The following is a 22,972-nucleotide window of genomic DNA, read 5'->3' on the forward strand; positions in this document are numbered from 1 at the left end:
TCGTTTCAGTCAGGGGCGAAAGCGGCGTCGAAGGCCGCATCCAGGTCGCCGCGCAGGCAGCGGGCGGCGAGCAGCGCGGCGCGCTCCTCCGCCTCGGCGGCGTGGAAGGCGGCGAGGGCGGCGTAGCGTCCCGCCAGCGGCCCGGCCGTCTCCGCGGCCCGGCGCAGCAGCCCGTCGGCGGCGGCGAGGCCCAGCAGGCGCAGGAAGGGCACGGCGGCGGCCTCCCGCGTACGGGCCGGCGCGTCGGCCAGGGCGGCGACGGTGCCGCGCAGCCGGGCGGCCAGCGGCGCGGCGGGGGCGAGGCGATCCAGCACCTCGCCCAGCACGGCGCCGCCATCGCCCAGCACCCGGCGCAGCAGCAGATCCAGCCCCTGGATCGCCGTGGTGCCCTCGTAGAGCGAGAAGACCCGGGCGTCGCGCAGCATCCGTTCGGCCGGCCATTCGCGGACATAGCCGGCGCCGCCGAGGACCTGGATGGCCGCATCGGCATTGGCGAAGCCCGCCTCGGCCCCCAGCGCCTTGGCGACGGGCAGCAGCAGCGCGGCGCGCGCGGCGGCGGAGGGGTCGCCGGCATCGCCCGCATCGACCCAGGCGGCGGCCTGGAGCGCGATCAGCCGCACCGCCTCGGCGCGGGCCTGCGCGGCCAGCAGCAGGCGGCGCACCTCGGCATGTCGCATGATCGGGACCGGCGGCGCGTCGGGCGGGCCGCCCTGGGCGCGGTCGCGGGCATAGGAGAGCGCCAGCGACGCGGCGGCCTGGGCCACCGCCGCGCCCTGCACCGCCACGCCCAGGCGCATGCCCACGATCATCGCGAACAGCGTCGGCAGGCCACGCCCGGCCGGTCCGACGGGGATTCCCACCGCGTCCTCGAACCCCAGGGTGCAGGTGGGCGAGCCGTGCAGGCCCAGCTTCTCCTCCAGCCGCAGCGCCGCCACCCCGTTGCGCGCGCCGTCGTCCAGCGTGTCGGGGACGAGGAACAGCGACAGGCCGCGCGTCCCGGCGGGCGCGCCGCGCGGGCGGGCCAGGACGAAATGGCCGATCCGCTCCGACAGGTCGTGGTCGCCGAAGGAGATCCAGCACTTCTCGCCGGTCAGGCGCCAGGTGCCGTCCGCCCCCTCCTCCGCGCGCAGGCGGATGCGGCCGACATCGGAGCCCGCCTGCGGCTCGGAGATGCAGATGCTCGCGGTCCAGGACCCGTCGGCGAGGCGCGGCAGCCACGCCCCCGCGAGCGCCCCGCCCTGCTGCACCAGCAGGCGGCTGGCGCAGCGGGCGTTGATCGCCAGCATGCCGAAGGCCGGATTGGCGGCGTCGAAGACCTCCTGCGCCGCGCTCGCCACCGCCAGAGGCAGCCCGGCGCCGCCGGCCGTCTCGGGCGAGGCCAGCCCGGCCCAGCCGCCCCCGGCGAAGTCGCGCCAGGTGGCCGCGTGGCCCGTGGCGGTGCGGACGCGGCCGCCCTCCAGCCGGCAGCCCTCGCGGTCGGCGACGGCGGCCAGCGGCGCCAGCCGGTCGCGGGCGAAGCGCTCCGCCTCCTCCAGCACGGCGGCGGTCGTCTCCGCATCCGGCCGCGCCTCTACCCCGTCCACGACGCGGTCGAGCAGCAGCGCCAGGGTCGCGGCCTGGCTCACGGCCGGATCACCGCCGGGTCGGCGTCGCCGTAGAGCGCGGCCAGCACCTCCGGCCGGTGGCGCAGGATGGCGCGCGCGTTCAGCGAGCCCTTGTCGGTGATCTCGCCCTTCGCCAGGGAGGGCGGCTCCACCAGGAACAGCGCCCGGCCGATGCGGCGCGAGGAGGGCTCCCCCTCGTTCATCGCGTGCAGCGCCCGGCCCACCTCGCGCCCCAGCGCGGCGGCGGTGTCGGGGTCGCGCAGTTCCGCACGGTGGTGCTCGTGCGGCACGAGGAGGAGGCCGATCTCCTCGCGGTTCTCGCCCACCACCAGCAGGTCGCGCACCGCCCCGGCCAGGGCGGCCAGCGCCCGGATCTTCACCGCCCCCGCATTCACCCGCGTGCCGGTGGAGAGCTTGAAGTCCTCCGTCAGCCTTCCGTCGAACAGGAAGCCCTGCTCCGGATGCGCGGGATCGACCCAGCGCAGCGCGTCGCCCGTGCGGAACCACCCGTCCTCGTCGAAGGCCGCCGCCGTCGCCTCCGGCTCGCGCCAGTAGCCCGGGGTGATGTTGGGGCCGCGCACCCGTGCCTCCAGCTTGTCGCCCTCCGGGACCAGGCGCAGCTCCACCCCCGGCAGCGGCGTGCCGATGCAGCCCACCGCGGCACCGGCGGCATGCGCCATGAGGATGGCCGGCGCCGTCTCGGTCAGTCCCCAGGAGGAGACCATGTGCACCCCGCCCTGCGCCCCGTGCGTCGCCGCCAGCGCCTCCAGCCGGCGCCAGAGCGGCGGCGGCAGGGCGGCGCCGGCATAGAACATCAGCCGCAGCCGCGCGAAGAAGGAGCGCGCGAGCGCCGCGTCCGCCTCCAGCCGGGGGATCAGCAGCTCGTAGCCCTTGGGCACGTTGAAGCTGATGGTGGGAGAGACCTCGCGCAGGTTCTCCAGTGTCCGCTCGAACTCGCCCGGGATCGGGCGGCCGTCGTCGATCCACAGCGTGCCGCCGTGGCGGATCACCATGTTCAGGTTCTTGCTGTTGCCGAAGACGTGGTTCCACGGCAGCCAGTCCAGCAGCACCGGCGGCTCCTGGCGCAGGAAGGTCCAGGCCTCGGCGATCTGCTCCTGGTTCGCCGCCATCATCCGGTGCGTGGCGATCACCCCCTTGGGCATGCCGGTGGAGCCGGAGGTGAAGAGCAGCTTGGCCGGCGCGTCCGGGTCCACCGCCGCCATGGCGCGCCCGACGGCGCCGTCATCCTCCGGCCCGTCGAGCAGCGCCGCGAAGGGCCGGGCCCGCTCCACCCCGGCCGGGTCGGTGGCGTAGACGAGCGCGTCGCGCGCCTCCTCCAGCGCCAGGGCCCGGGCGAAGGGCGCCGCGCTGTCCACATGGATCAGGCCGGGCGTCAGCTTCGCCAGCACGTGGCGCAGCTTGCCCATCTCCGGATCGGCCAGGCTGTAGGGTGGCGAGACCGCGGCATAGGGGATGCCCACGGACTGCGCCGCGAGGCCGAGCAGGGCATGCTCGATCGCGTTCCCGGACAGCACCGCGACCGGCCGGTCCGGCCCCAGCCCCAGCCCCAGCCGGAGCAGGGCGCCCGCGATCCGCCGCACCGTCGCCGCGGCCTCGGCATAGGAGACGCCGCGCCAGCCGCCCGCCGGGTCGCGCCGGCGCAGGAAGGGGCGGTCGGGCGCCTGCTCCGCCCAGCGGAAGAGGTGGCGCGTGATCAGCGGCTCGTGGGGCGGGAGCGGGCGCGGCGAGCGCACGACCCAGTCGCCGCCGGGACGCGGCTCCACCACCACCTGCGGCTCCGAGAAGGTCCGCACGGGTTCGCCGGCAGCAGGAATCCAGGCCGGCTCCACGGTCTCCGACATTCCTCTTCTCCTCCTCCCGCGGCCCCCGGTTCCCTCCGGGGTGCCGCCGATGCCCAAGGCCCGACGACGCGGGCCGTTCCTCACGCCACCCGCTAGGCCCCGGGCTCCGCCAGCCGCGCCGCCCGCTTGGCGACGAAGGCCTCCAAGCGCGCGGCGGCCTCGGGGCCGGTCTGGGCCAGCGCCGCCATCATGCTCTCGACGAAGAGGCCATCCTCCTCGCTCATGTCCTGGATGCGCGGCAGGGCGTGCAGCACGCCCATCACCGTCAGCGGCGCCATGGTGGCGACCTTCGCCGCCAGCTCCGCCGCCTTCTCCTTCGCCTGGCCCTCCGGCACGAGGTAGTTCACCAGCCCCGCGCGCTCCGCCGCGGCGGCGTCCAGAACCCGGCCGGTCAGCATCATGTCCGCCATCCGCGAGGCGCCGAGCAGCCGCGCCACGTTCACCGAGGCGCCGCCGCCGACATAGATGCCGCGCTGCCCCTCGGGCAGGGCGAAGAAGGTGGTGGCATCGGCGACGCGCAGGTGGCATGCCGTGGCCAGCTCCAGCCCGCCGCCGACGGTGGCGCCGTGCAGCGCGGCGATCACCGGGATGCGCCCGCGCCGGATCACGGAGAAGACGGCGTGCCAGCCGCGGGAATGGTGGAACACCTCCTCCGGCGTGCGGGCGCGATGCTCGGACAGGTCGAGCCCGGCGCAGAAGGCCGGCCCCTCCCCGAACACCACCGCGACCCGCGCCTCCGCCTGTGCGCGGCGCACCGCCTGCTCCAGCGCCGCGAGCAACGCGTCGTGGATGGCGTTGCGCTTGGCCGGACGGTTCAGCCCGATCCAGGCCACGTCACCCCGCAGCGCGTAGGTGACGGCTTCGGCGGGCTCGCCTGCCTGCGTGTCCGTGGCCTGCGCCGACATCCTCTCGCCTCCCCCGCCGCCCGGGCCGCCGCCGCGGCCCTGTCATATCTTATGCTTTATAACAATAAACGGGTGCCCGGCCGGCCGCAAGGACAAAGCGTCACGACGCCAGGAATCGGCGCAGCCCCGCCAGGATCGCTTCGTGCTGCCGCACGGTCAGGCGCTGCGCGAACTCCGCCTCCATCGCCAGCACCGCGCGCGACAGGGTCGCGAAGGCGGCGGCGCCGGCAGGGCTGAGGCGCAGCATGTTGGCCCGGCGGTTCCGCGCGTCCGCGTGGCGCTGCACCAGCCCGTCGGCCTCCATCGCGGCGATGAGGACCGCGAAGTTGGACTGCTTGATCTGCAGCGCATTGGCCAGCGCCACCTGGCGCGCGCCGGGATTGGCCGAGAGCAGGGCCAGCACGGCATAGCGCGCGGGCGTCAGCCCGTGCGGGCTGAAGCGCTGGTGGAACTCGTCGAAGATCCGCTGCTGCGCGATGCGCATCAGGAAGCCGAGATGCGTGTCCAGCGGCGAGAGATCGACCTCCGCCGCTTCGGTCGGCCCGCCGGCATCCGGGGCGGGCGCCGCGGCACGGGCCGCGCGGGGAAGGGCTTTCGGTCGGGCTGCCATCCGCCTGTGTTACCGGAGGCGGTTGCGCCGAGGAAGCCGTCCCCCCGCGACACACGGGATCGTTGACGTGCTATCTTATGAGATATAACATCTTCCACGTCCAGGAAGGCGCGGAGCCGCTCAGGCACCGCGATACGTACGAGCGAACGATGCCGGAGGCCGCCGCGAACCCGCGGCACCCCGACCGGCGGGCCGAAACCGGCACGACCATGCGCCGTAGCACCGGCGTGCCCGAAGGGAGGACAGGACGGCGATGCATGCCAGGATCACTCGACGCGCCACATTCGGCCTGGCGGCGGCGGCCGTCACGGCCGGCGGCGCAGGCGCGCAGACGATCAACCGCGTCGCCCGCATCCTCAACGGCTTTCCGCCCGGCGGCTCCAGCGACACGGTCGCCCGGCTCTATGCCGAGCACATGCGCGACGTCTACGCGCCGCAGGTGATCGTGGAAGCGCGCTCGGGCGCGGGTGGGCGGCTGGCGCTGGAAGCCGGCAAGGCCGCCGCCCCGGATGGCGCGACGCTGATCCAGTCCCCCGCCGGGCAGCTCACCCTCTACCCGCACATCTACCGCCAGCTGAACTACACGCTGGACGACTTCATCCCGGTCAGCCCCCTGGTGACCTATGCCCAGGTGCTGGCGGTCGGCGCCGACAACCCGTCGCGCGACCTGAAGGAGTTCGCCGACTGGGCCAGGAAGCGCGGCGGCGAGGTTCCCTTCGGCTCCGCCGGCGCCGGCACCTGGGCGCATTTCATGGGTCTGAGCATCGGCAAGGCGCTCGGCGTGCCGATGGCGCACGTGCCCTATCGCGGCACGACGCCGGGCCTGCAGGATCTCCTCGGCGGGCAGATCCCCGCCATCAGCTGCGTGCTCGGCGAGGCGACGGAGCTGTACCGCGCCGGCAAGCTGAAGATCATCGGCGTCTCCACCGCGGAGCGCTCCGCCCGTGCGCCCGACGTGCCGACCTATGCCGAGCAGGGCTTCCCGACCCTGACCAGCGAGGAGTGGTTCGGCCTCTTCCTGCCGGCGCGCACGCCGGCGCCGATCGTGGCCGCGGCGCACCAGGCGGTGCAGGCCGCGGCGGCGAAGCCGGAGCTGCGCGCGGCGATGGAGAAGCTGGAATACCGCATCCCGACCAGCACGCCGGAGGAGTTCGCCGCCCGCATCCGGCGCGAACGCGACGGCTGGGGCCCGATCGTCGCGGAGTCCGGCTTCCGGGTGGAGGAGTAGGCCAGGCAGGCCGAGCCGGTCCGGGCATGGCGGAGGCAGAGCCGGCGGCGGAGGCGGTGGACCTGCTGGTCCTCGGCGCCGGCTGCGCGGGGATGGCGGCGGCGCTGGCCGGCGCGGCGCTGGGCCTGCGCGTCCTGCTGGTGGAGAAGGCGCGCTGGCTCGGCGGCACCACGGCCTACTCCGCCGGCACCGCCTGGGTGCCCGGCACCGATCACGCACGCCGCGCCGGGGTGGAGGACGACCTTCCCGCCGCGCGCACCTACCTGGACGGGCTGATGGGCACGGAAGATCCGCATGGCCTGCGCGCCGCCTTCCTCGCCGGCGGGGCGGAGGCGATCCGCTTCCTGGAGGCCCATTCGGAGCTGCGCTTCCTCCTGCCGCCCCTGGCGCCGGACTACCGGGACGGCCCGGGCGCGGCGGCCGCCGGGCGGGCGCTGGTGGCGGCCGAGTTCGACGGACGGCGCCTGGGTCCCGACCTCGCGCTGATCCGCCCGCCCCGGCCCGGCTTCACCATCCTGGGCGGCATGATGGTCGGCAAGCCGGATATCGACGCGCTGCTGCATCCCCTCGCCTCGCGCGCGGCCCTGCGGCGCGCCCTGTCCATCCTGGCGCGGCATGCGCGCGACCGGCTGGCGCACCCGCGCGGCACGCGGCTGGTGATGGGCCAGGCCCTGGTCGGCCGCCTGCTGGCCAGCCTGCGCCATCACGGCGTGACGATCCGGCTGGAGACGCAGGCGGAGCGGCTGCTGCTGGCGGATGGCGCCGTGACGGGGGCGGTGCTGCTCGGCCCGGATGGGCGGCGCCAGGCCGTCCAGGCGGCGCGCGGGGTGGTGCTGGCGACCGGCGGCTTCTCCGGCAGCCCGGACTGGCGCCGGCGCCTGCTCCGCCCCGCGGCCCAGGTGCCGCGCAGCGTGGCCTGCCCGGACAACACCGGGGACGGCTTCGATCTCGCGGCGGCGGCGGGGGCACGGCCCGATGCCGCGGGACAGGGCAGCGGCGCCTTCTGGATGCCGACCTCCGTGCTTCGCACGGGCGGTGGCGAGGTGGCCTTCCCGCACATCATCCTCGACCGCGCCAAGCCCGGGGTGATCCTGGTGAACGGCCGCGGCGCGCGCTTCGTGAACGAGGGCCTGTCCTACCACGACGTGGTCACCGCCATGCTCGGTCCCCTCGGCGACGGGCCGGACCGTCCGGCGTGGCTGGTCTGCGACGACCGCGCCCTGCGCCGCTACGGGCTGGGGCTGATCCATCCGCGCAGCCTGTCCCGCCGGCGCTTCCGGCGCGCCGGCTACCTGCACTCGGCCGCGACGCCGCAGGCGCTGGCACGGCGGATCGGCGTCGATCCGGAAGGGCTTGCGGCCAGCATCGCCCGGCACGGCGACCTTGCCGCGCGCGGCGTGGACGAGGATTTCGGCAAGGGCTCGACCCGGCTGAACCGGCAGAACGGCGATCCGCGGCAGCGGCCGAACCCCTGCCTGGGCCCGATCGACCACCCTCCCTTCCACGCTGTCGCGGTCTGGCCGGCCGATCTCGCCACGGCGGCCGGGCTGCCGACGGATGCGGAGGCCCGGGTGCTGCGCCCGGACGGGAAGCCGGTGCCGGGGCTCTATGCCGCGGGCAACGACATGGCCTCGCTCATGCGCGGCACCTACCCGGGGCCGGGCACCACCATCGGGCCGGCCCTGGTCTTCGGCTATCGCGCCGCGCGCCATGCCGCCATGGCGGCCGCGGCGGTCACCACAGCATGAGGGGGCACGACATGCCGCGGCAACATGGCCAGGGGGGACGGGCATGACAGGTGACGTTCCCGCGCGGCGCTTCGGCGCCACGACCCTGTTCCTCGGCGGCGAGCTGCCGGGCCGGCTGGAGGCGATCCGGCGCGCGGGCTTCGGGGCGACGGAGTTCCTCGGCCGCGACCTGTTCGAGAGCCTGCGCGGGGTGGAGTACACGCTGGGCCTGCTCCGCGATTCCGGGCTGCGCGTCTCGATCTTCCAGCTGCTGCGCGACCTGGAGGGCGCGCCCCGCGGGCAGATCGAGCAGCGCCTCGGGATCGCTGCGCAGATCCTCGACCTCGGCGTGCTGACCGGGGCCGACACCGTCGCCCTCGCCGCCAACACGGACCCTGCCAGCTCCGGCGACACGGGCATGATCCTTGAGGATCTCGGCCGGCTGGGCGACCTCGCCGTGGCGCGCGGCATGCGCATCGCCTTCGAATCCCTCTCCTGGGCGACGCACCTCGCCGACTACCGCGAGGGCTGGGAGATCGTCCGGCGGCTGGACCATCCCGGCGTGGGGCTGATGCTGGATGCGTCGCATATCGGCGCGCTTGGCCTGCCCTTCGACGCGATCCGCGACATCGACCCGGCGAAGGTCTTCCTGGCCGAGCTGGCGGACCTGCCGCACACCCGCCTCGACATCCCCGAGGTCAGCCGCTCCTACCGGCTCTTCCCCGGCGAGGGCATGCTGCCGCTGGAGGAGTACGTCCGGGCTCTGGAGGCGATCGGCTATGCGGGTGACTATTCGGTGGAGGTGCTGAGCGACCACTACCGCCTGCTCGACCCTGTGGCCGTGGCGCAGCGTGCCTTCGATTCCATGGCCGGGCTGTGGCGCCGGGCGATGGGCGGGTGAGCGGCGCCGTGGGGCACGGCGGCCGTCCCGCCGCCCTGGTCACGGGCGGCCGGCGCGGGATCGGCCGGGCCATCGCCTGGGCCCTGGCCGAGCGCGGCTTCGACCTCGTCATCGCCGACCTGGAACAGGATGCGGAGGCGCGGGTGACGCTGCACGGCCTGGCCGAACGGGGCGCGGACGCCCGCTTCGTCGCCGCGGATATCGCGGAGATCGCCCGACACGACGGCCTGGTCGAGGCCGTCTACGATGCCTTCGGCCGGCTCGACTGCCTGGTGAACAATGCCGGGCTCGCCACCCTGGCCCTGGGCGACCTGCTGGAGCTGGCGCCGCAGAGCTACGACCGGCTCTTCGCGGTCAACACGCGCGGCACCTTCTTCCTGACCCAGGCCGCGGCGCGACGCATGCTGCGGGACACGCCGCCCGGGACGCCGCGCTCGATCACCTTCGTCACCTCCTCCAACGCCCGGCTGGTGGCGCCGAACCGGGGCGACTACTGCATGTCCAAGGCGGCCGCCGCGATGGCCGCGCAGCTCTTCGCGGCGCGGCTGGGCGAGGCCGGGATCGCGGTGCACGAGATCCGTCCCGGCCTGATCGACACGGCGATGACGGCAAGGGCCCGCGAACGCTACGACCGGCTGGTCACGGAGGGCGCGACGCCGATCCGGCGCTGGGGCCAGCCCGAGGATGTCGGCCGCGCCGTGGCCGCCCTGGCCGCCGGCGACATTCCCTTCACCACCGGCGCCGCCTTCGCCATCGATGGCGGCATGCACCTGCACCGCGTCTGATGGCGGGCGGCACGATGACCCCTCCCCCCGGACCGCTCTCGGGACAGGTGGCGGTGGTGACGGGCGGCGCGCGCGGCCTGGGCCTCGGCATCGCCCGCCGCCTGGCCCGGGACGGGGCCAGGGTGGCCGTCTGGGACCTCGACCTGGCGCCGCTGGCCGAAGCCGGCTGGCGTCCGGGCCTGGCCTGCACCGTGGATGTCACCTCCCCGGAAGCGGTGGCCGCCGCCCTGGCGAGGACGGAGGCCGGCCTGGGTCCCATCGGCATCCTGGTGAACAATGCGGGGATCAGCGGGCCGATCGCCCATGGCTGGGACTACCCGCCGGATGCGTGGGAACGGGTCCTGGCGGTGAACCTCGGCGGGGTGTTCCACGGGTGCCGCGCCGTCCTGCCCGGAATGCTGGCCCGCGCCAGTGGCCGGATCGTCAACATGGCCTCCCTCGCCGGGAAGGAGGGGACGCCCCGGATCTGCGCCTATGCCGCGGCGAAGGCAGGGGTGATCGCGCTGACCAAGTCCCTGGCGCGGGAGACGGCGGGGCGCGGCGTCCTGGTCAACTGCGTCGCACCCGCCATGGCCGAGACCGAGCTGCTGCAGGGCATGACGCCGGACTTCATCGCCGAGGCGCGTGGACGCATCCCCCTCGGCCGGCTGGCGCAGGTGGAGGAGGTGGCGGCCATGGTGGCGTGGGTGGCCGGGCCCGAATGCAGCTTCACGACCGGCTTCACCTTCGACCTGTCGGGCGGCCGCGCCAGCTTCTGACAGGAGGGCGCCACACGGCGCGGGCCCGTCCGGCGCGGCCGGGGGCCGCCCCCGCGCGGGGCGCCCCCGGCGTGACCGAGGTTCAGCCCGCCAGTTCGCGCCGCACGATGGCCGCGCCCTCCGCCATGGCGCGCAGCTTGCCGAAGGCGCGGGGGCGCGGGAGGTACTTCATGCCGCAATCCGGCGCCACGACCAGCCGCTCCGCCGGCAGGTGACGCAGCCCGGCGCGGATGCGGTCGGCGACCACCTCCGGCGTCTCGACGTCGGGCGTGCCCAGGTCGATCACGCCGAGCATGATGGTCTTGCCGGCCAGGGCATCGAGCACGCCGAGGTCCAGCCTGGGCTGCGCCGCCTCGATGGAGATCTGCGCCGCGTCGCAATCGGCGAGCTGCGGCAGGAAGGAGTAGCCGGAGGGCTTGTCCTTCACCACCGCCGCATAGCCGAAGCAGAGATGGACGATGGTGGTGCCCCCGATCCCCTCCAGCGCGCGGTTCAGCGCCTTCACGCCGAAGCGGGCGGCGGCCTCCGGGCGGGCCTGCATCCAGGGCTCGTCGAACTGGATGATGTCCACACCCGCCTTCTTGAGGTCCTTCGCCTCCTCGTTCACGGCGGCGGCGTAGTCCATCGCCATCGCCTCCTCGTCCCGGTAGAACTCGTCCGCCGCCTGCTGCGACAGGGTGAAGGGGCCGGGCAGGGTGATCTTGGTCGCCCGGTCCGTGTTGGCGACCAGGAACTCCACGTCGCGCACCTCCACCGGCCGGTTGCGGCGGATGCGGCCGACCACGCGCGGCACCAGCGTCTCCTTCCCGGCGCGGCCCATGGTGCGGGCGGGGTTGTCCACGTCCACCCCGTCCAGCGCCAGGGCGAAGCGGTTGGAGTAGCTCTCCCGCCGGATCTCGCCATCCGTCACGATGTCGATGCCCGCGCGCTCCATGTCGCGGATGGCGACCAGCGTCGCGTCATCCTGCGCCTGCTCCAGCGCATCCTCGGCCACGCGCCACATCTGCTTCATCCGCACGCGCGGCACGAGGTTCTGCGCCAGCACGCCGCGGTCCACCAGCCAGTCCGGCTGCGGGTAGCTGCCGACGACGGTGGTGGGGAGAAGCGTGTTCGTCATGGCTTGGCCTCGGGCTGGGGAAGGGCGGTGGGCTGGTAGGCGAGCAGGCGCCACGCCTCGCCCTCCCGCGCCCAGACGGCGCAGGTCATGGCGGCGATGGAGCGCGGGCCGCCATAGCGGATGATGTCGGCGCTCATCCGGCCCAGGGCGACGGCGCAATCCGGCCCGGCCTCCAGCACCTGCTCCGTCTCGAAGCGGATGTCGAGGTAGCGCAGGCTGCCACCCTCCAGCGTGCCGAGGTAGCTCGCCTTGCTGTCGGTGGTGGCGTTGGAATGGGCGTAGACGAGCCGGTCGGACAGCAGCGCGCCCAGGGCCGCGGCGTCGCCCTGGCGCATGGCGGCGTAGCGCCGCGCCTCCAGCGCGCGGATGGTCTCTTCGTGCGTGCTCATCGGCGGTCCCTCAGCGTGGATTGGGCGCGAGCATCCGCTCGGGCCAGGTGGCGAGGCGGAAGAAGTCCAGCCCGCCCTCGCCGCTCCCCTGGAAGGCGGCGGCGAATTGCCGCGCCAGGGCGGCGAGCGGCAGCGGCGCGCCCTCCCGCTGGCCGACCGCGAGGGCGAGGTCGAGGTCCTTGGCGATCAGGTCCAGGTCGGCCGCCGGCGTCCAGTCCCGCGCCGTCAGCATCGCCGCCTTGTAGGCCAGCAGCGGCGAGGCGACGACGCTGCGCGACAGCGCCTCCACCATGGCCTCGCGGCCCAGCCCCAGCCGTTCCCCGAACCCCATCGCCTCGCCGATCAGGACGGGGGTGAGGGCGACGACGAGGTTGACCATCAGCTTCACCGCCCGCGCCTCCTCGGCCGGGCCGCAGCGCAGCACCTCCTTGCCCAGCACGGCCAGGACGGGGGCGCAGCGGTCCAGCGTTGCCTCCGGGCCGCTGGCGAAGATCGTCAGCGCCCCGGCGGCGGCGGTCGCCGTGCTGCCGGAGACGGGGCAGCGCAGATAGCCGGCGCCGCTTCCGGCCACCATCGCCGCCACCCGTGCCGAGGCGGCCGGGGAGACGGTGCTGAGGTCGATCCACGCCTGCCCCGGCCGCAGCGCCGACGCCAGCTCGCCCGCCACGGCGAGGAGGGCGGCATCGTCCGGCACCATGGAGAGCAGCACGTCGCCCTCCGCCGCCAGCGCGCCCACGCCCGGCATGGCGCGCAGCCCCTCCGGCGCCAGGGCGGCGAGGCGGCCCTGGTCGGGGTCCGTCGCGGCGAGGTCCGCCCCCGCCTCCAGCAGCCGGCGGCAGAGCGGCGTGCCCATGCGGCCGACGCCGATCCAGCCGAGCTTCCAGCCTTGCAGGGTCATCGCCGTCACAATCCCAGGTAGAACTTGCGGACCAGATCGCTGTCGCCCAGCGCCGCGGGGGAATCGCCCTGGAACTCGACGCGGCCATGGACGAGAACGTAACCGCGGTCGGCGATGCGGATCGCCTGGTGGAAGTTCTGCTCCGCCATCAGGACGGTGAGGCCGAGGCGTTCCTTCAGCTCCGCGATCTTCTCCATGGTGCGGGCGACGAGGATCGGCGCCAGGCCGACCGAGGGTTCGTCCACCAGCAGGATGCGCGGGGCGCACATCACGGCGCGGCCCAGCGCCACCATCTGCTGCTCGCCGCCGCTCATGCTGCCCACCGCCTGGGAGCGGCGTTCCTTCAGCCGGGGGAAGGCGTCGTAGCAGAAGTCGAGGTTGCGCGGGATCGCGGCGCGGGCGCTGCGGCGATAGGCGCCGAGCAGCAGGTTCTCCTCCACCGACAGGCGCGGGAAGAGCCGCCGCCCCTCCGGCACGATGGCGATGCCGAGATCGACGATCTCCTCCGGCGAGCGGCCGACCAGCTCGGTCTCCACCCCGTCGATCGTCGCCGCGATCCGCCCGCGCGCGGGCCGCAGCAGGCCGAGGATGCAGCGCATCAGCGTCGTCTTGCCGTTGCCGTTGGTGCCCAGCAGCGCGACCGTCTCGCCCGGCGCCACGGCGAGCGAGACGCCGTCCAGCGCCCGCACCGCGCCATAGGCGGCGTCCACCCCCTCGATCAGCAGGCTAGCGGCCAAGATAGGCCTCCTCGACCTCCGGCATCGACAGGACGGCCTTCGGCTCGCCATCCGCCACCTTCCGCCCCGCCACCAGCACGGCGAGGCGCTGGGAGAACTCGGTGACGGCGCGCATCACATGCTCGATCATGATGATCGTCGTGCCGCCGGCGTTCAGCCGGAACAGCAGCGCCAGGATCTGGTCGACCTCGGCATGGGAGAGCCCGGCCATCGCCTCGTCCGCGATCAGCAGCTCCGGCTTCAGCGCAGTCGCGCGGGCCAGCTCCAGCCGGCGCAGCTCCACCTGGGTCAGCTCCCGCGGCAGGCGGTGCGCCTTGCCCGCCAGCTCCACCCCCTCCAGGCAGGCCATCGCCTGCTCGTCCGTCGCCGCGTGGCGGCCGGCATAGGAGAGCGGAACGCGGACGTTCTCGATCACCGTCAGGCCGCGGAAGGGGCGGGGAAGCTGGAAGGTGCGCGCCAGGCCGCGGCGCGCGCGCTCGTGCGGCTTCAGCCCGGCCAGGGCCTCGCCCCGGAAGGTGAAGCGCCCGTCATGGCTGGGGAAGGCGCCGGCGAGGCAGTTGGTGAAGGTGCTCTTGCCCGAGCCGTTCGGCCCGATCAGCCCCAGCCGCTCGCCCGCCCGCACCTCCAGCGCCACGCCGGAGAGCGCGGTGAAGCCGCCGAAGCGCTTGCCTACCCCTTCGGCGCGCAGGATCACGTCGCCCATCAGCGCCGCCCCCGGAACAGGCCGATGATGCCGTGCGGCGCGGCGCAGACGAAGACCACCAGCACCACGCCCACGATCATCAGGTTGGCGGCGGAGGAGATGGTCACCGTCGCCGCCTGTTGCAGCGAGGCGAGCAGCACCGCGCCGATCACCGGCCCCGCCCAGCTCGCCGTGCCGCCGATCAGCGGCATGGCGATGGCGTTGACGCCATAGGCGAGTCCGAAGGCGGAGTTGGGCTCGATGTAGGAGCCGAGATACGGCAGGGGCGCGCCCGCCACCGCCATCAGCGCGCCGCTGAGCGTGGTGGCGACCAGCTTCAGGCGCAGCGTGGGCACGCCCGCCGCCTCCGCCGCCGCCTCGTCGTCGCGCAGGGCAGCGAGGCCGAGCCCGAGGCGCGAGGTCTCCACCGTGCGCGCGATGGCGACGGCGCCGACGGCCAGCACCACCATCACGGCGCAGAGGAAGCCGCCATAGGTGTCGAAGGGCCAGGGCACGTCGCGCGGGCGGATGACATAGGCGCCGCGCGAGCCGCCGACATAGCTCCAGTTCACCACGAGGGTCTGCAGCACGACGGACAGGCAGAGGGTGGCGATGGCGAAGTAGGCGCCGCGCAGCCGCAGCGTCAGCACCCCCGTCCCCAGCCCCAGCGCCCCGCCCACCACGGCGGCGACGGCGATGCAGGGCAGCAGCGGCAGGCCCAGCGCCTTGCCCGCCGCGACGGTGGCATAGGCCCCGGTGGCGAAGAAGGCGGCGGCGCCGAAGTTCACATAGCCCGCATAGCCGCCCAGGATGTTCCAGGCCGTCGCCAGCACGACGTACTGCAGCACGAAGGTCGCGGCGAAATAGGCGTACTCGCTGCCCAGCGCGCGCAGCGCCGCGATCAGCAGCAGCGCGACGGCGGCGCTGGCCAGCCAGAAGGCGCCGTGCCCCATGCGGCGCGGCACCGCGAGCCCCGGGGCGGCGGGAAGGGCCGCGCCGCTCATGCCGTGCGTCCGAACAGGCCCTGCGGCCGCACCGCCAGCACCAGCAGCAGGATGCCGAAGGCGACGGCGGGCGACCAGGAGGGGCCGTAGAAGGTGGCGGTCACGTTCTCCACCACGCCGAAGGCCAGCGCCGCCAGCACGCAGCCGCCGAGCGAGGAGAGCCCGCCCAGGATCACCACGGCGAAGACGCGGCCGATGAAGACATGGCCGGACCAGGCATCGACCGGCTGCACCACCACCAGCGCCCCGCCGGCCAGGGCGGCCAGGGCGATGGAGATGCCGAAGGCGAGGCGCTTGATCCGCACCGGGTCGATGGCCAGCAGCCGCAGCGCCTCGCGGTCCTGCGACACGGCGGCGATGGCGCGGCCGGTGAAGCTGTGGCGCAGGAACAGCGCCAGCGCGCCGATGGCGGCCAGCGCGACCATCGCCGGGACCAGCATGCGCAGCGGCAGGTCGATCTCGCCCAGCCGCCAGGTCGTGTTGGCATAGGATGCGTCGGCGAAGTGCTGCTCCGGCCCGACGGCGAGGACGAGCCCGACCTCGATGATGAACATCACGCCGAAGAAGAAGGCGAGGCCCTGGATCGCCTCGTCGCCCCGCCGTTCGAAGAAGTGGTGGTAGGCGACGTAGAGCAGCGCGCCGGCCGCCCAGAAAGCGGGCATCAGCAGCACGGAGAGCAGCAGCGGGTCGAGCCCCGTCGCGCCCCAGAGCAGCGCGACGGCGATGGCGCCCAGCACCATGAAGGCGGGGTGGGCGATGTTGACCACGTCCAGCATCCCGAAGGAGACGGAGAGGCCGGCCGCCGCCGCGGCGTAGAGGCCGCCGAGCAGCAGGCCCGAGACGATCCCGTTCAGGAGGAGGGCGAGGTCCGGGTCCATCAGGCCCCCGCCGTGTAGGGCTTGCGCAGCTCGCCCGAGCGGTAGCGCGGGGGGTAGAGGATGACCTGGGTGCCGGGGCGCCGGAACTGGTCGATGCCGTTGCCCTGGATGCCCTGGTACTGGGTGTAGAGGTTGCGCTCCTCCACCCACTCGCCCATCGCGTCGAACTTGAGCGGCCCGATCACCGTGTCGAAGCTGTGGGCGTGCATGTCCGCCGCCAGCGCCGCCTGGTCGATCTTCCCGACCCGCCGCACCGCCTGCTCCAGCACCTGCATCTGGGCATAGGCCAGCGGCGGCACGTAGTGGCCCAGCGCGTCCGCATTCTCCTTCGCGGCGATGGGCTGGTAGCGTTCCAGCAGCGCCTGCATGCCGGGGAACTGCAGGGTCTGCTCCGGGGCGTAGACGTCCCAGACCACGAGGTTGTTCAGGATCGGGCCGAGCTGGAGCTTCTGCGCGGTGATGTGCGGGCCGATCATCGGGCCGCCCATCATGGCGAAGCTCACCCGCAGCTCGCTGGCCGCGCGCAGCAGCCCCGCGGTGTCGGGCGGGTAGGAGCCGACGAAGACGATATCCGGCCGCGCCGCCTGCACGGAGCGGACGATGGGGGTGAAGTCCACCGTGCTGGGCGGGTAGGCGCGGTCGTAGACGACGCGCAGCCCGTGCTGCCGCGCCAGGAAGCGGGCGCTTTCCGCCGTACGCTGGTGGAAGTCGCTGTCGAGGTTGACCAGCGCGACCGTGCGCGGCTTCGGGTCCATCGCCATGACGACGTCGAAGAAGCCCTTGGCGAAGGTCTCCTTCACGTTGGAGCCGGTGGGGTTGATGGAGAAGTAGCGGTCGTACTTGAAGTCCGTGTTCACGCCCGTGCCGAAGAGCGAGACGAAGGCCATGGCCCGCTGCATCACCACCGGCATGGCGGGGGCGATGATGGCGGTGGCATAGCCGGAGACGACGAGGTCGACCTTATCGACGTCGATCAGCTTGGTGTAGATGCCCGGCACGTTGGCGCCGCTGCTCTGGTCGTCATAGACGACGAGCTGCACCGGCCGGCCCAGCAGCCCGCCATTGGCGTTCACCGTCTCCGCCCAGATGCGGTGCGTGATCGCGGCGGGGCGCCCGTTGCCGGCCAGGCCGCCCGAGAGCGACATGGAGCAGCCGATGCGGATCGGCTCCCCGGACGGGGCGGCCTGCGCGCGCGCGGTCCCCGGCATGGCGGCGGGAATGGCGGCTGCCGCCAGGGCGGCCCGGCCGAGGCCGCGCCTGCTGATACCTTCCATGAACCCTCTCCTCCTGCGGCCCGGTTCTTCGCCCGTGGCCGGTGCGTGATGCGTCCCGTCTTCGCGCCCTATTCGGCCGCCACCTTCGAGGGGTCGGCGCCGACACGCCCGGTGGTGTCGTGCGCCGCGCGGCGGGCGATCTGGAAGTCGTAGCGAATGGCGGGGACGGACGGGTCGGGCGAGCCCTCCACCCCCATGCGCGGCTGCACGACCAGGGATTCCGACACGCCGAAGACGGTGTCGGAATCGATGTTCGGATCGTCCCCCAGGTAGAGCGCCGTGATCAGCTCGCGATACCCCTCCGCCCCGATCAGCATGTGGATATGCGCGGGACGGAAGCCGTGGCGCTTCTGCGCCCGCACCATCGCGCCCACCGGCCCGTCCATCGGGATGGAGTAGCCCAGCGGGATCAGCGTGCGGATGGCGTAGCGGCCCTCCGCGTCGGTGCGGAACTGGCCGCGCATGTCCATGGTCTGGGGATCGAGGGCCTGGAGGTCGTAGGCGCCCTCCGCATCGGTGGACCAGATCTCCACCACCGCGTCGGGCACGCCCTCGCCGGCCTCGTTCACCACCCGGCCGAACAGCATCATCTCCGGTCCCTTGGCGTGGACGGCGATGCTCTCGCCATAGCCGAAGTGCGGCGCCGCCTCGCGGTAGAAGGGGCCGAGCAGGCTGGTTTCCGTCGCGTCACCCACGCGGTTGGCCTTGTCGTCCATCAGGTTGACCAGCCGCGACAGGCCCAGCGTGTCGGACAGCAGGATGAACTCCTGCCGGATCGGGGTGCAGGCCTGGCCGACCTTGGTCAGGAAGGCGATCGCCTCCAGCCACTCGGCGGGCGTCAGCCGCACCTCGCGGGCGAAGCCGTGCAGGTGGCGCACCAGGCTCTCCATCACCTCCCGCATGCGCGGATCGGGGGTGGTGGCCATCTGCGCGATCACCGCATCCGTGACGGTGTTCTGGTCCAGGTCGGCCATTTTCGTCGTCCTCCGCCCCGGGGCCGGCCCTGCCGGCCGGTCCCCGGCTCCCTTGGTCAGTCGGGCCTGATGTTGGCGGCGGCGATGACCGGCCGCCACTTCGCGATCTGCTCCCGCGTCACCGCGGCCAGCGCCTCCGGGCTGCCGCCGGTCGGCTCCACCCCCTGCGCCCGCAGGTTGGCCAGCGCGGCGGGATCGGCCAGCAGGGCGTTGGTGGCGCGGTTGAGCCGCGCGACCACCGGGCCCGGCAGCCCGGCGGGGCCATAAAGGTTCCACAGCCCTTCCACGACGAAGTCGTCGAGCCCCGCCTCCTGGATGGTGGGGGTGTCGGGCAGCATGCTCACCCGCTTCGCCGAGGTGACCGCCAGCGCCTTCAGCGTGCCGGCATCGAGATGCGGCTTGAGGCCGAGGGGGTGGTAGAACATCCCGTCCACCCGGCCGGCGATCAGGTCCGTCACCCCCTGCCCGGCGTTGCGGTAGGGCACGTGCAGCGTCTCGATCCCCGCGCGCAGGTTCAGCAGCGCCTGGGAGAGATGGCCGGTGGTGCCGTTCCCGGCCGAGGCGAAGGTCAGCGGCCGCCGCTTCGCCAGCGCCACCAGCTCCGCCACGCTCGACACGCCGAGCGAGGGCGGCACGCCCAGGACCGTGGGCGTGGTGACGAAGGGGGCGATCGGCGTGAAGTCCTTCACCGGATCGAAGCCCTGGTCGGCGAAGAGGCTGGCGTTGATGCCGTGCGTGCCGTTGGTGCCCAGCAGCAGGGTGTAGCCATCCCCCGGCGCGCGGGCGACGACCTGGGCGCCGACATTGCCGCCCGCCCCGGCGCGGTTGTCCACGACGACGGGCTGCCCCGCCTCCCGCGCCAGCGCCTCGGCCAGGATGCGGCCGAGGATATCCGTGGTGGTGCCGGCGGCGAAGGGGACCACCAGCCGGATCGGCCGGTCGGGCCAGGGGGCCTGCGCCAGGGCGGGGGCAGCCAGGGCGGGGACGGCCAGGAAGGGGGCCGCGCCCAGCAGGGCGCGTCGGGTGATCAGGGTCATGCGGCCGCCTCGGCGTGAGGAGTGACATAGCGGTCGAGCGGTCCGGTCGCCTCCCCGCGCCGCAGCGGCACGCAGGAGTCCGGGAAGTCCTGTGCGATCGTGGCGCCGCTGTCGGCCAGGCGGCCGAGGAAACGGTCCAGGTGCCGCATCGCGCCGTTGGGCAGGTCGTGCAGCACCAGCGCGACGGGATCGGGGCCGCGGCACAGCGCCAGGGCCCGGTCCACCCAATCCTCCGGATCGCGGAAGTCGCCGGGCACGGCGTTCCACAGGACCAGGGTGAAGCGGCCGCGCACCAGCTCGTCCAGCGCGGCGGGGCTCAGCAGGTGCGGGCCGAGCGCGCCGCCGCCGCCCTGCGGCCGGAACAGCCGGTCGGGGTGGGAGAGGTCGCCGATCAGCGCCTGGGTGCGGGCGATCTCCTCCCGCGCCACCGCATCCGGCACGCCGCCCAGGGGCGCCGCATGGTGCCAGGTGTGGTTGCCGATCCAGTGCCCCTCGGCATGGGCGCGCTCGGCCAGGGCGCGGTGCGCCGCCAGCTTGTGGCCGAGCACGAAGAAGGTGGCGAGGATTCCCCGCGCGCGCAGCACCTCCAGCACGGCCGGGGTTGCCCCCGGCTCCGGGCCGTTGTCGAAGGAGAGGGTGACGCGCGGGGCGGCCATCATTCCTCGGCCGCGATCGGGTTGGAGAGGAGGCCGATCCCCTCGATCTCGATCTCCACCGTGTCGCCGGGCTTCATGAAGACGGGCGGCTTGCGCGGATAGCCGACGCCGCTCGGCGTGCCCGTCGCGATCATGTCGCCCGGCTCCAGCGTCATCACCTCCGAGAGGATCGCGAGGATGCGCGGCACGGGGAAGATCATGTCCGCCGTGTTGGAATCCTGCATCGTCTGCCCGTTGACGCGGGACGTGATGCGCAGTGCGTTCGGGCCTTGCGGGATCTCGTCGGGCGTGACGATGGCAGGACCCACGCCGCCCGTCTGCTCGAAGTTCTTGCCCATGGTCCATTGCGCGCCCTTGCGCTGGTAGTCGCGGACCGAACCCTCGTTCATGCAGGTGTAGCCGGCGACGCAGGACAGCGCGTTGGCTTCCGTCAGGTGGCGCGCCCGCCGGCCGATCACGATGACCAGCTCCGCCTCGTAGTCGAACTTGTCCGAGACCTTCGGGCGGATCAGCGGCTGGCCGTGCCCCGCCAGCGAGGTCGGGCCGCGCATGAACACCGCCGGGTAGTCGGGGATCGCATTGCCCCCCTCCTTCGCGTGCTCGACGTAGTTCAGCCCGATGCACAGGAACTTCCCGGGGCGCGGGATGGGCGGCAGCAGGGTGAGGCCGGCGAGCGGGCGGCGCGGCGCGCCCTCCAGCTTCGCGGCCAGCGCGGCGGCGCCTTCGGGCAGGTCCAGCGCGGCGAAGGCGGCCAGCGGGTCGGCGGGCAGGCCCGGCACGGCATCGGCCAGGGCGACCACCTCCTCGCCCACCAGGGCGCCGAGGACGGCGCGGCCCTCCTGCTCGAACGCGATCAGACGCACGTGGCGCTTCCTCCGGTGTTTACGCGTCCAGTTTTGTCGAAATTCCCGGCTCGTCAAGCAAGGATATCGGCAAGGCTTGCGAGACCGGCACCTTGCCGAATATTCCATGCCCATGTCCCAGGCCGGTACCCTGCCCGGGGGGCGCGACCCCACCCTTGCCACCGCCGTCCACCGGCGGCTGCGTGAGGACATCCTGGCGGGGCGATTGCCGCCGGGGCGGAAGCTGAAGCTGCGCGACCTGGTGGAAAGCTACGGCGCCGGCCCCTCCCCCATGCGGGAGGCGCTGTCGAAGCTGGCGGCGGAGGGCCTGGCGGAGCGGCTGGAGCATCGCGGCTTCCGCGTGGCCGAGGCCGCGCCGTGCCAGCTCGCCGGGCTGATCCGCAGCCGCGTGCTGACCGAATGCGCGGCGCTGCGCGATGCCATCGCCCACGGCGGCGGCGCCTGGGAGGAGGAGCTGCTGGTGGCGGAGCACCGGCTGAAGCGGGTGGCACGGTCCCTGGACCCGCACCGCTTCGTCGCCAACCCCGAATGGGAAGCCTGCCACCGCGACTTCCACCGCGCCCTGCTGGCCGGCTGCGAGGCGCCGCCGCTGCTCGCCTTCTGCGACCGCCTGCGGGAGGAGGCGCAGCGCTACCGGGCCCTGGCGAACACGGTCGCCTATCCGGAGCGGGACGTGGCGGCGGAACACGCGGCCATCGCGCGCGCGGCGCTGGAGCGCGACGTGCAACGCGCCACCGCCCTGCTGGCCGAGCATTACGAGCGCACGGGGGCCTTCGTCGGGGCCAGGCTGGGACTCGGGGCGGACGGCGCCGCGCCCTGAGGGGCGCCACGGCCCCTGGCCGGCCTATCCGATCGCGGCGACGATCTCGTTGACCATGGGCTTGAGGTGGAAGTTGTCGTCCGGCTGCATGGCCACCGTGCCGCCAGCCTCCTCCACCGCCTTCGCCACCACGGGTCCCACCGCGGCGATGCGGGTCCGGCGCAGCGCCTCCGCCAGGGTGGGCTCGCGCCCCGTGGCCTTCGCGACCTCGCGCAGCCGGCGGAGCTGGGGCGAGGAGGTGAAGGCGATCAGATCGACCTCGCCCGCCGCCATGGCGTCGATCAGCGCCGCCACCTGCCCGTCGGCCTCCCGGGAGGCATAGCGATACGGGGTGACGGGATCGGGCTCGGCGTCACGGCTGCGCAGGAAGTCCAGCAGCCGATCGTTGGGGTTGTCCGGGTAGAGCTGCACGCCCACCCGGTGCCCGGCCAGCGCCTCCCCCTGCAAGGCCGCGATCACCCCTTCCGTCATCGGGACCTCGGCGGTGATGTCGGGCGACAGGCCCAGCGTCCGCAGCCGCGCGGTCGGCTTCGGGCCGCGCACGATCCGGCGCACCTCGGGCAGGGCGGCGCGGAAGTCCGGCTCGATCCCCGCGCGCCGCGCGACGCCCAGCAGGCGCGACAGGCCCTCCCCCGTCAGCAGGATCAGGTCGTCGGGCGGGGTGGCGACGAAGCGTCGCAGCCAGTCCTCGACGGGCGCCGGGTCCTCCAGGTCCAGGATGGCCACCAGGGGGCAGCGGATCACCGAGGCGCCCTGGCGCTCCAGCATCCGTGCCATCACCTCCAGCTCGCGCGTCTCCGGCACGGCGATGCGCCGCCCCGCCAACGGCCCTTCCTGCTCCATCCCACCCATGCGGACCTCCTGCCCTGTCGCCGGCCAGCGGCGCACGATCCCCGACGGCAGGGTCGCGTCCCGCGGCGTCCCCGTCCATCCGTCCGGGAGCAACCAGGCACCACAGCGAACGTTTAGAGAACAGACAGTCAGGAGAACCGCTGTGGCGCAACGAAGGACCCAGGCCGCGGCCAGCGACCCCAAGGCCCATCCCGATCCCCATTCCAACGCCGTCAAGGACCCGGACGACTGGACCACCGGCGAGGAGGAGATGACGGGGGCCCAGGCCAGCTACCTCAAGACGCTCAGCGAGGAGGCAGGGGAGGAATTCGACCCTTCCCTGAACAAGGCCGAGGCATCGAAGCGCATCGACGCCCTGCAGGAGAAGACGGGGCGCGGCCGCTAGGGCCGTCCGCCTTCCCCCCGGGCCGC

24 protein-coding genes are annotated in these 22,972 nt (G+C 73.8%); 7 read left to right on the top strand and 17 right to left on the bottom strand.

The window, feature by feature from the left end; all coding sequences use genetic code 11:
- Positions 1–5 precede the first annotated feature (5 nt).
- The 4 genes from LPC08_RS14020 to LPC08_RS14035 form a co-directional block, all read right to left on the bottom strand.
- The gene (locus LPC08_RS14020; protein ID WP_230448864.1) at positions 6–1,625 is read right to left on the bottom strand and encodes an acyl-CoA dehydrogenase family protein; all 1,620 of its coding nucleotides are present in this window, start codon (positions 1,623–1,625) and stop codon (positions 6–8) included.
- Positions 1,622–3,466: a feruloyl-CoA synthase gene (locus tag LPC08_RS14025; RefSeq protein WP_230448865.1), complete on the bottom strand. Its 1,845-nt coding sequence runs from the start codon at positions 3,464–3,466 to the stop codon at positions 1,622–1,624. Before LPC08_RS14025 ends, LPC08_RS14020 begins: the two co-directional genes overlap by 4 nt.
- A 92-nt stretch (positions 3,467–3,558) precedes the next feature.
- Complete coding sequence (locus tag LPC08_RS14030) at positions 3,559–4,371, bottom strand: crotonase/enoyl-CoA hydratase family protein (protein WP_230448866.1); 813 nt, start codon at positions 4,369–4,371, stop codon at positions 3,559–3,561.
- Between the two features lie 100 nt (positions 4,372–4,471).
- Entirely contained in the window at positions 4,472–4,981 is a 510-nt protein-coding gene (locus LPC08_RS14035) for a MarR family winged helix-turn-helix transcriptional regulator (RefSeq protein ID WP_230448867.1), read from the bottom strand.
- Between the two features lie 253 nt (positions 4,982–5,234).
- Here LPC08_RS14035 and LPC08_RS14040 point away from each other — a divergent pair, with 253 nt between their 5' ends.
- Genes LPC08_RS14040 through LPC08_RS14060 form a run of 5 tightly spaced genes read left to right on the top strand, consistent with a single transcriptional unit; the run spans position 5,235 to position 10,380 of the window.
- Positions 5,235–6,209: a tripartite tricarboxylate transporter substrate-binding protein gene (locus LPC08_RS14040; protein WP_230448868.1), complete on the top strand. Its 975-nt coding sequence runs from the start codon at positions 5,235–5,237 to the stop codon at positions 6,207–6,209.
- A gap of 26 nt (positions 6,210–6,235) precedes the next feature.
- Positions 6,236–7,957: an FAD-dependent oxidoreductase gene (locus tag LPC08_RS14045; RefSeq protein ID WP_230448869.1), complete on the top strand. Its 1,722-nt coding sequence runs from the start codon at positions 6,236–6,238 to the stop codon at positions 7,955–7,957.
- A gap of 43 nt (positions 7,958–8,000) precedes the next feature.
- On the top strand, positions 8,001–8,837 hold the full coding sequence (locus LPC08_RS14050; RefSeq protein ID WP_230448870.1) for a sugar phosphate isomerase/epimerase family protein: 837 nt from the start codon (positions 8,001–8,003) through the stop codon (positions 8,835–8,837).
- A complete protein-coding gene (locus LPC08_RS14055; protein WP_230448871.1) occupies positions 8,834–9,622 on the top strand; it encodes a 3-ketoacyl-ACP reductase in 789 nt (262 codons plus the stop codon). Before LPC08_RS14050 ends, LPC08_RS14055 begins: the two co-directional genes overlap by 4 nt.
- Positions 9,623–9,636: 14 nt before the next feature.
- Positions 9,637–10,380: an SDR family NAD(P)-dependent oxidoreductase gene (locus tag LPC08_RS14060; RefSeq protein WP_230448872.1), complete on the top strand. Its 744-nt coding sequence runs from the start codon at positions 9,637–9,639 to the stop codon at positions 10,378–10,380.
- Between the two features lie 82 nt (positions 10,381–10,462).
- Here the strand turns inward: LPC08_RS14060 and LPC08_RS14065 are convergent, their stop codons facing one another.
- The 12 genes from LPC08_RS14065 to LPC08_RS14120 form a co-directional block, all read right to left on the bottom strand.
- Positions 10,463–11,497, bottom strand: coding sequence for a 5-methyltetrahydropteroyltriglutamate--homocysteine methyltransferase (locus LPC08_RS14065; RefSeq protein ID WP_230448873.1), 1,035 nt, complete (start codon positions 11,495–11,497; stop codon positions 10,463–10,465).
- Positions 11,494–11,886 (bottom strand): nuclear transport factor 2 family protein, encoded by a 393-nt coding sequence (locus LPC08_RS14070; protein ID WP_230448874.1) that lies wholly within the window; start codon positions 11,884–11,886, stop codon positions 11,494–11,496. The genes LPC08_RS14065 and LPC08_RS14070 overlap by 4 nt, the downstream gene beginning before the upstream one ends.
- A 10-nt stretch (positions 11,887–11,896) precedes the next feature.
- Positions 11,897–12,784 (bottom strand): NAD(P)-dependent oxidoreductase, encoded by an 888-nt coding sequence (locus LPC08_RS14075; RefSeq protein WP_230448875.1) that lies wholly within the window; start codon positions 12,782–12,784, stop codon positions 11,897–11,899.
- 5 nt (positions 12,785–12,789) lie between these two features.
- The gene (locus tag LPC08_RS14080) at positions 12,790–13,521 is read right to left on the bottom strand and encodes an ABC transporter ATP-binding protein (RefSeq protein WP_230448876.1); all 732 of its coding nucleotides are present in this window, start codon (positions 13,519–13,521) and stop codon (positions 12,790–12,792) included.
- Positions 13,511–14,224, bottom strand: a complete 714-nt coding sequence (locus LPC08_RS14085) for an ABC transporter ATP-binding protein (protein ID WP_230448877.1) — start codon at positions 14,222–14,224, stop codon at positions 13,511–13,513. Before LPC08_RS14085 ends, LPC08_RS14080 begins: the two co-directional genes overlap by 11 nt.
- The gene (locus tag LPC08_RS14090; RefSeq protein WP_230448878.1) at positions 14,224–15,207 is read right to left on the bottom strand and encodes a branched-chain amino acid ABC transporter permease; all 984 of its coding nucleotides are present in this window, start codon (positions 15,205–15,207) and stop codon (positions 14,224–14,226) included. The genes LPC08_RS14085 and LPC08_RS14090 overlap by 1 nt, the downstream gene beginning before the upstream one ends.
- A complete protein-coding gene (locus LPC08_RS14095) occupies positions 15,204–16,085 on the bottom strand; it encodes a branched-chain amino acid ABC transporter permease (RefSeq protein WP_230448879.1) in 882 nt (293 codons plus the stop codon). Before LPC08_RS14095 ends, LPC08_RS14090 begins: the two co-directional genes overlap by 4 nt.
- The gene (locus tag LPC08_RS14100) at positions 16,085–17,359 is read right to left on the bottom strand and encodes an amino acid ABC transporter substrate-binding protein (protein ID WP_230448880.1); all 1,275 of its coding nucleotides are present in this window, start codon (positions 17,357–17,359) and stop codon (positions 16,085–16,087) included. Before LPC08_RS14100 ends, LPC08_RS14095 begins: the two co-directional genes overlap by 1 nt.
- Positions 17,360–17,427: 68 nt before the next feature.
- Positions 17,428–18,333 (bottom strand): dioxygenase family protein, encoded by a 906-nt coding sequence (locus tag LPC08_RS14105; RefSeq protein WP_230448881.1) that lies wholly within the window; start codon positions 18,331–18,333, stop codon positions 17,428–17,430.
- Between the two features lie 56 nt (positions 18,334–18,389).
- Entirely contained in the window at positions 18,390–19,370 is a 981-nt protein-coding gene (locus LPC08_RS14110) for a Bug family tripartite tricarboxylate transporter substrate binding protein (RefSeq protein ID WP_230448882.1), read from the bottom strand.
- Positions 19,367–20,029, bottom strand: coding sequence for a polysaccharide deacetylase family protein (locus LPC08_RS14115; RefSeq protein WP_230448883.1), 663 nt, complete (start codon positions 20,027–20,029; stop codon positions 19,367–19,369). Before LPC08_RS14115 ends, LPC08_RS14110 begins: the two co-directional genes overlap by 4 nt.
- Positions 20,026–20,889, bottom strand: coding sequence for a fumarylacetoacetate hydrolase family protein (locus LPC08_RS14120; protein WP_230448884.1), 864 nt, complete (start codon positions 20,887–20,889; stop codon positions 20,026–20,028). The genes LPC08_RS14115 and LPC08_RS14120 overlap by 4 nt, the downstream gene beginning before the upstream one ends.
- Positions 20,890–21,001: 112 nt before the next feature.
- Here LPC08_RS14120 and LPC08_RS14125 point away from each other — a divergent pair, with 112 nt between their 5' ends.
- Positions 21,002–21,709 carry a GntR family transcriptional regulator gene (locus LPC08_RS14125; protein WP_230448885.1) on the top strand — a complete coding sequence of 236 codons (708 nt, stop codon included), beginning with the start codon at positions 21,002–21,004 and terminating at the stop codon, positions 21,707–21,709.
- 24 nt (positions 21,710–21,733) lie between these two features.
- Here LPC08_RS14125 and LPC08_RS14130 read toward each other — a convergent pair whose 3' ends face one another.
- Positions 21,734–22,561, bottom strand: a complete 828-nt coding sequence (locus LPC08_RS14130) for a uroporphyrinogen-III synthase (protein ID WP_230448886.1) — start codon at positions 22,559–22,561, stop codon at positions 21,734–21,736.
- 142 nt (positions 22,562–22,703) lie between these two features.
- Here LPC08_RS14130 and LPC08_RS14135 point away from each other — a divergent pair, with 142 nt between their 5' ends.
- Positions 22,704–22,946 (top strand): DUF3072 domain-containing protein, encoded by a 243-nt coding sequence (locus LPC08_RS14135; protein ID WP_230448887.1) that lies wholly within the window; start codon positions 22,704–22,706, stop codon positions 22,944–22,946.
- Positions 22,947–22,972 lie beyond the last annotated feature (26 nt).

It is taken from the genome of Roseomonas sp. OT10, from assembly GCF_020991085.1.
In the GTDB taxonomy this organism is placed as follows: domain Bacteria; phylum Pseudomonadota; class Alphaproteobacteria; order Acetobacterales; family Acetobacteraceae; genus Roseomonas; species Roseomonas cutis.

Excerpts from the sequence above, each read along its gene's own strand:
- LPC08_RS14035 (WP_230448867.1), bottom strand. The coding sequence starts at position 4,981 with ATGGCAGCCCGACCGAAAGCCCTTCCCCGCGCGGCCCGTGCCGCGGCG.
- LPC08_RS14050 (WP_230448870.1), top strand. The coding sequence starts at position 8,001 with ATGACAGGTGACGTTCCCGCGCGGCGCTTCGGCGCCACGACCCTGTTC.
- LPC08_RS14025 (WP_230448865.1), bottom strand. The coding sequence starts at position 3,466 with ATGTCGGAGACCGTGGAGCCGGCCTGGATTCCTGCTGCCGGCGAACCC.
- LPC08_RS14045 (WP_230448869.1), top strand. The coding sequence starts at position 6,236 with ATGGCGGAGGCAGAGCCGGCGGCGGAGGCGGTGGACCTGCTGGTCCTC.
- LPC08_RS14030 (WP_230448866.1), bottom strand. The coding sequence starts at position 4,371 with ATGTCGGCGCAGGCCACGGACACGCAGGCAGGCGAGCCCGCCGAAGCC.
- LPC08_RS14065 (WP_230448873.1), bottom strand. The coding sequence starts at position 11,497 with ATGACGAACACGCTTCTCCCCACCACCGTCGTCGGCAGCTACCCGCAG.
- LPC08_RS14040 (WP_230448868.1), top strand. The coding sequence starts at position 5,235 with ATGCATGCCAGGATCACTCGACGCGCCACATTCGGCCTGGCGGCGGCG.
- LPC08_RS14105 (WP_230448881.1), bottom strand. The coding sequence starts at position 18,333 with ATGGCCGACCTGGACCAGAACACCGTCACGGATGCGGTGATCGCGCAG.
- LPC08_RS14125 (WP_230448885.1), top strand. The coding sequence starts at position 21,002 with ATGTCCCAGGCCGGTACCCTGCCCGGGGGGCGCGACCCCACCCTTGCC.
- LPC08_RS14070 (WP_230448874.1), bottom strand. The coding sequence starts at position 11,886 with ATGAGCACGCACGAAGAGACCATCCGCGCGCTGGAGGCGCGGCGCTAC.
- LPC08_RS14095 (WP_230448879.1), bottom strand. The coding sequence starts at position 16,085 with ATGGACCCGGACCTCGCCCTCCTCCTGAACGGGATCGTCTCGGGCCTG.
- LPC08_RS14090 (WP_230448878.1), bottom strand. The coding sequence starts at position 15,207 with ATGAGCGGCGCGGCCCTTCCCGCCGCCCCGGGGCTCGCGGTGCCGCGC.
- LPC08_RS14060 (WP_230448872.1), top strand. The coding sequence starts at position 9,637 with ATGACCCCTCCCCCCGGACCGCTCTCGGGACAGGTGGCGGTGGTGACG.
- LPC08_RS14115 (WP_230448883.1), bottom strand. The coding sequence starts at position 20,029 with ATGATGGCCGCCCCGCGCGTCACCCTCTCCTTCGACAACGGCCCGGAG.
- LPC08_RS14110 (WP_230448882.1), bottom strand. The coding sequence starts at position 19,370 with ATGACCCTGATCACCCGACGCGCCCTGCTGGGCGCGGCCCCCTTCCTG.
- LPC08_RS14100 (WP_230448880.1), bottom strand. The coding sequence starts at position 17,359 with ATGGAAGGTATCAGCAGGCGCGGCCTCGGCCGGGCCGCCCTGGCGGCA.
- LPC08_RS14130 (WP_230448886.1), bottom strand. The coding sequence starts at position 22,561 with ATGGGTGGGATGGAGCAGGAAGGGCCGTTGGCGGGGCGGCGCATCGCC.
- LPC08_RS14085 (WP_230448877.1), bottom strand. The coding sequence starts at position 14,224 with ATGGGCGACGTGATCCTGCGCGCCGAAGGGGTAGGCAAGCGCTTCGGC.
- LPC08_RS14075 (WP_230448875.1), bottom strand. The coding sequence starts at position 12,784 with ATGACCCTGCAAGGCTGGAAGCTCGGCTGGATCGGCGTCGGCCGCATG.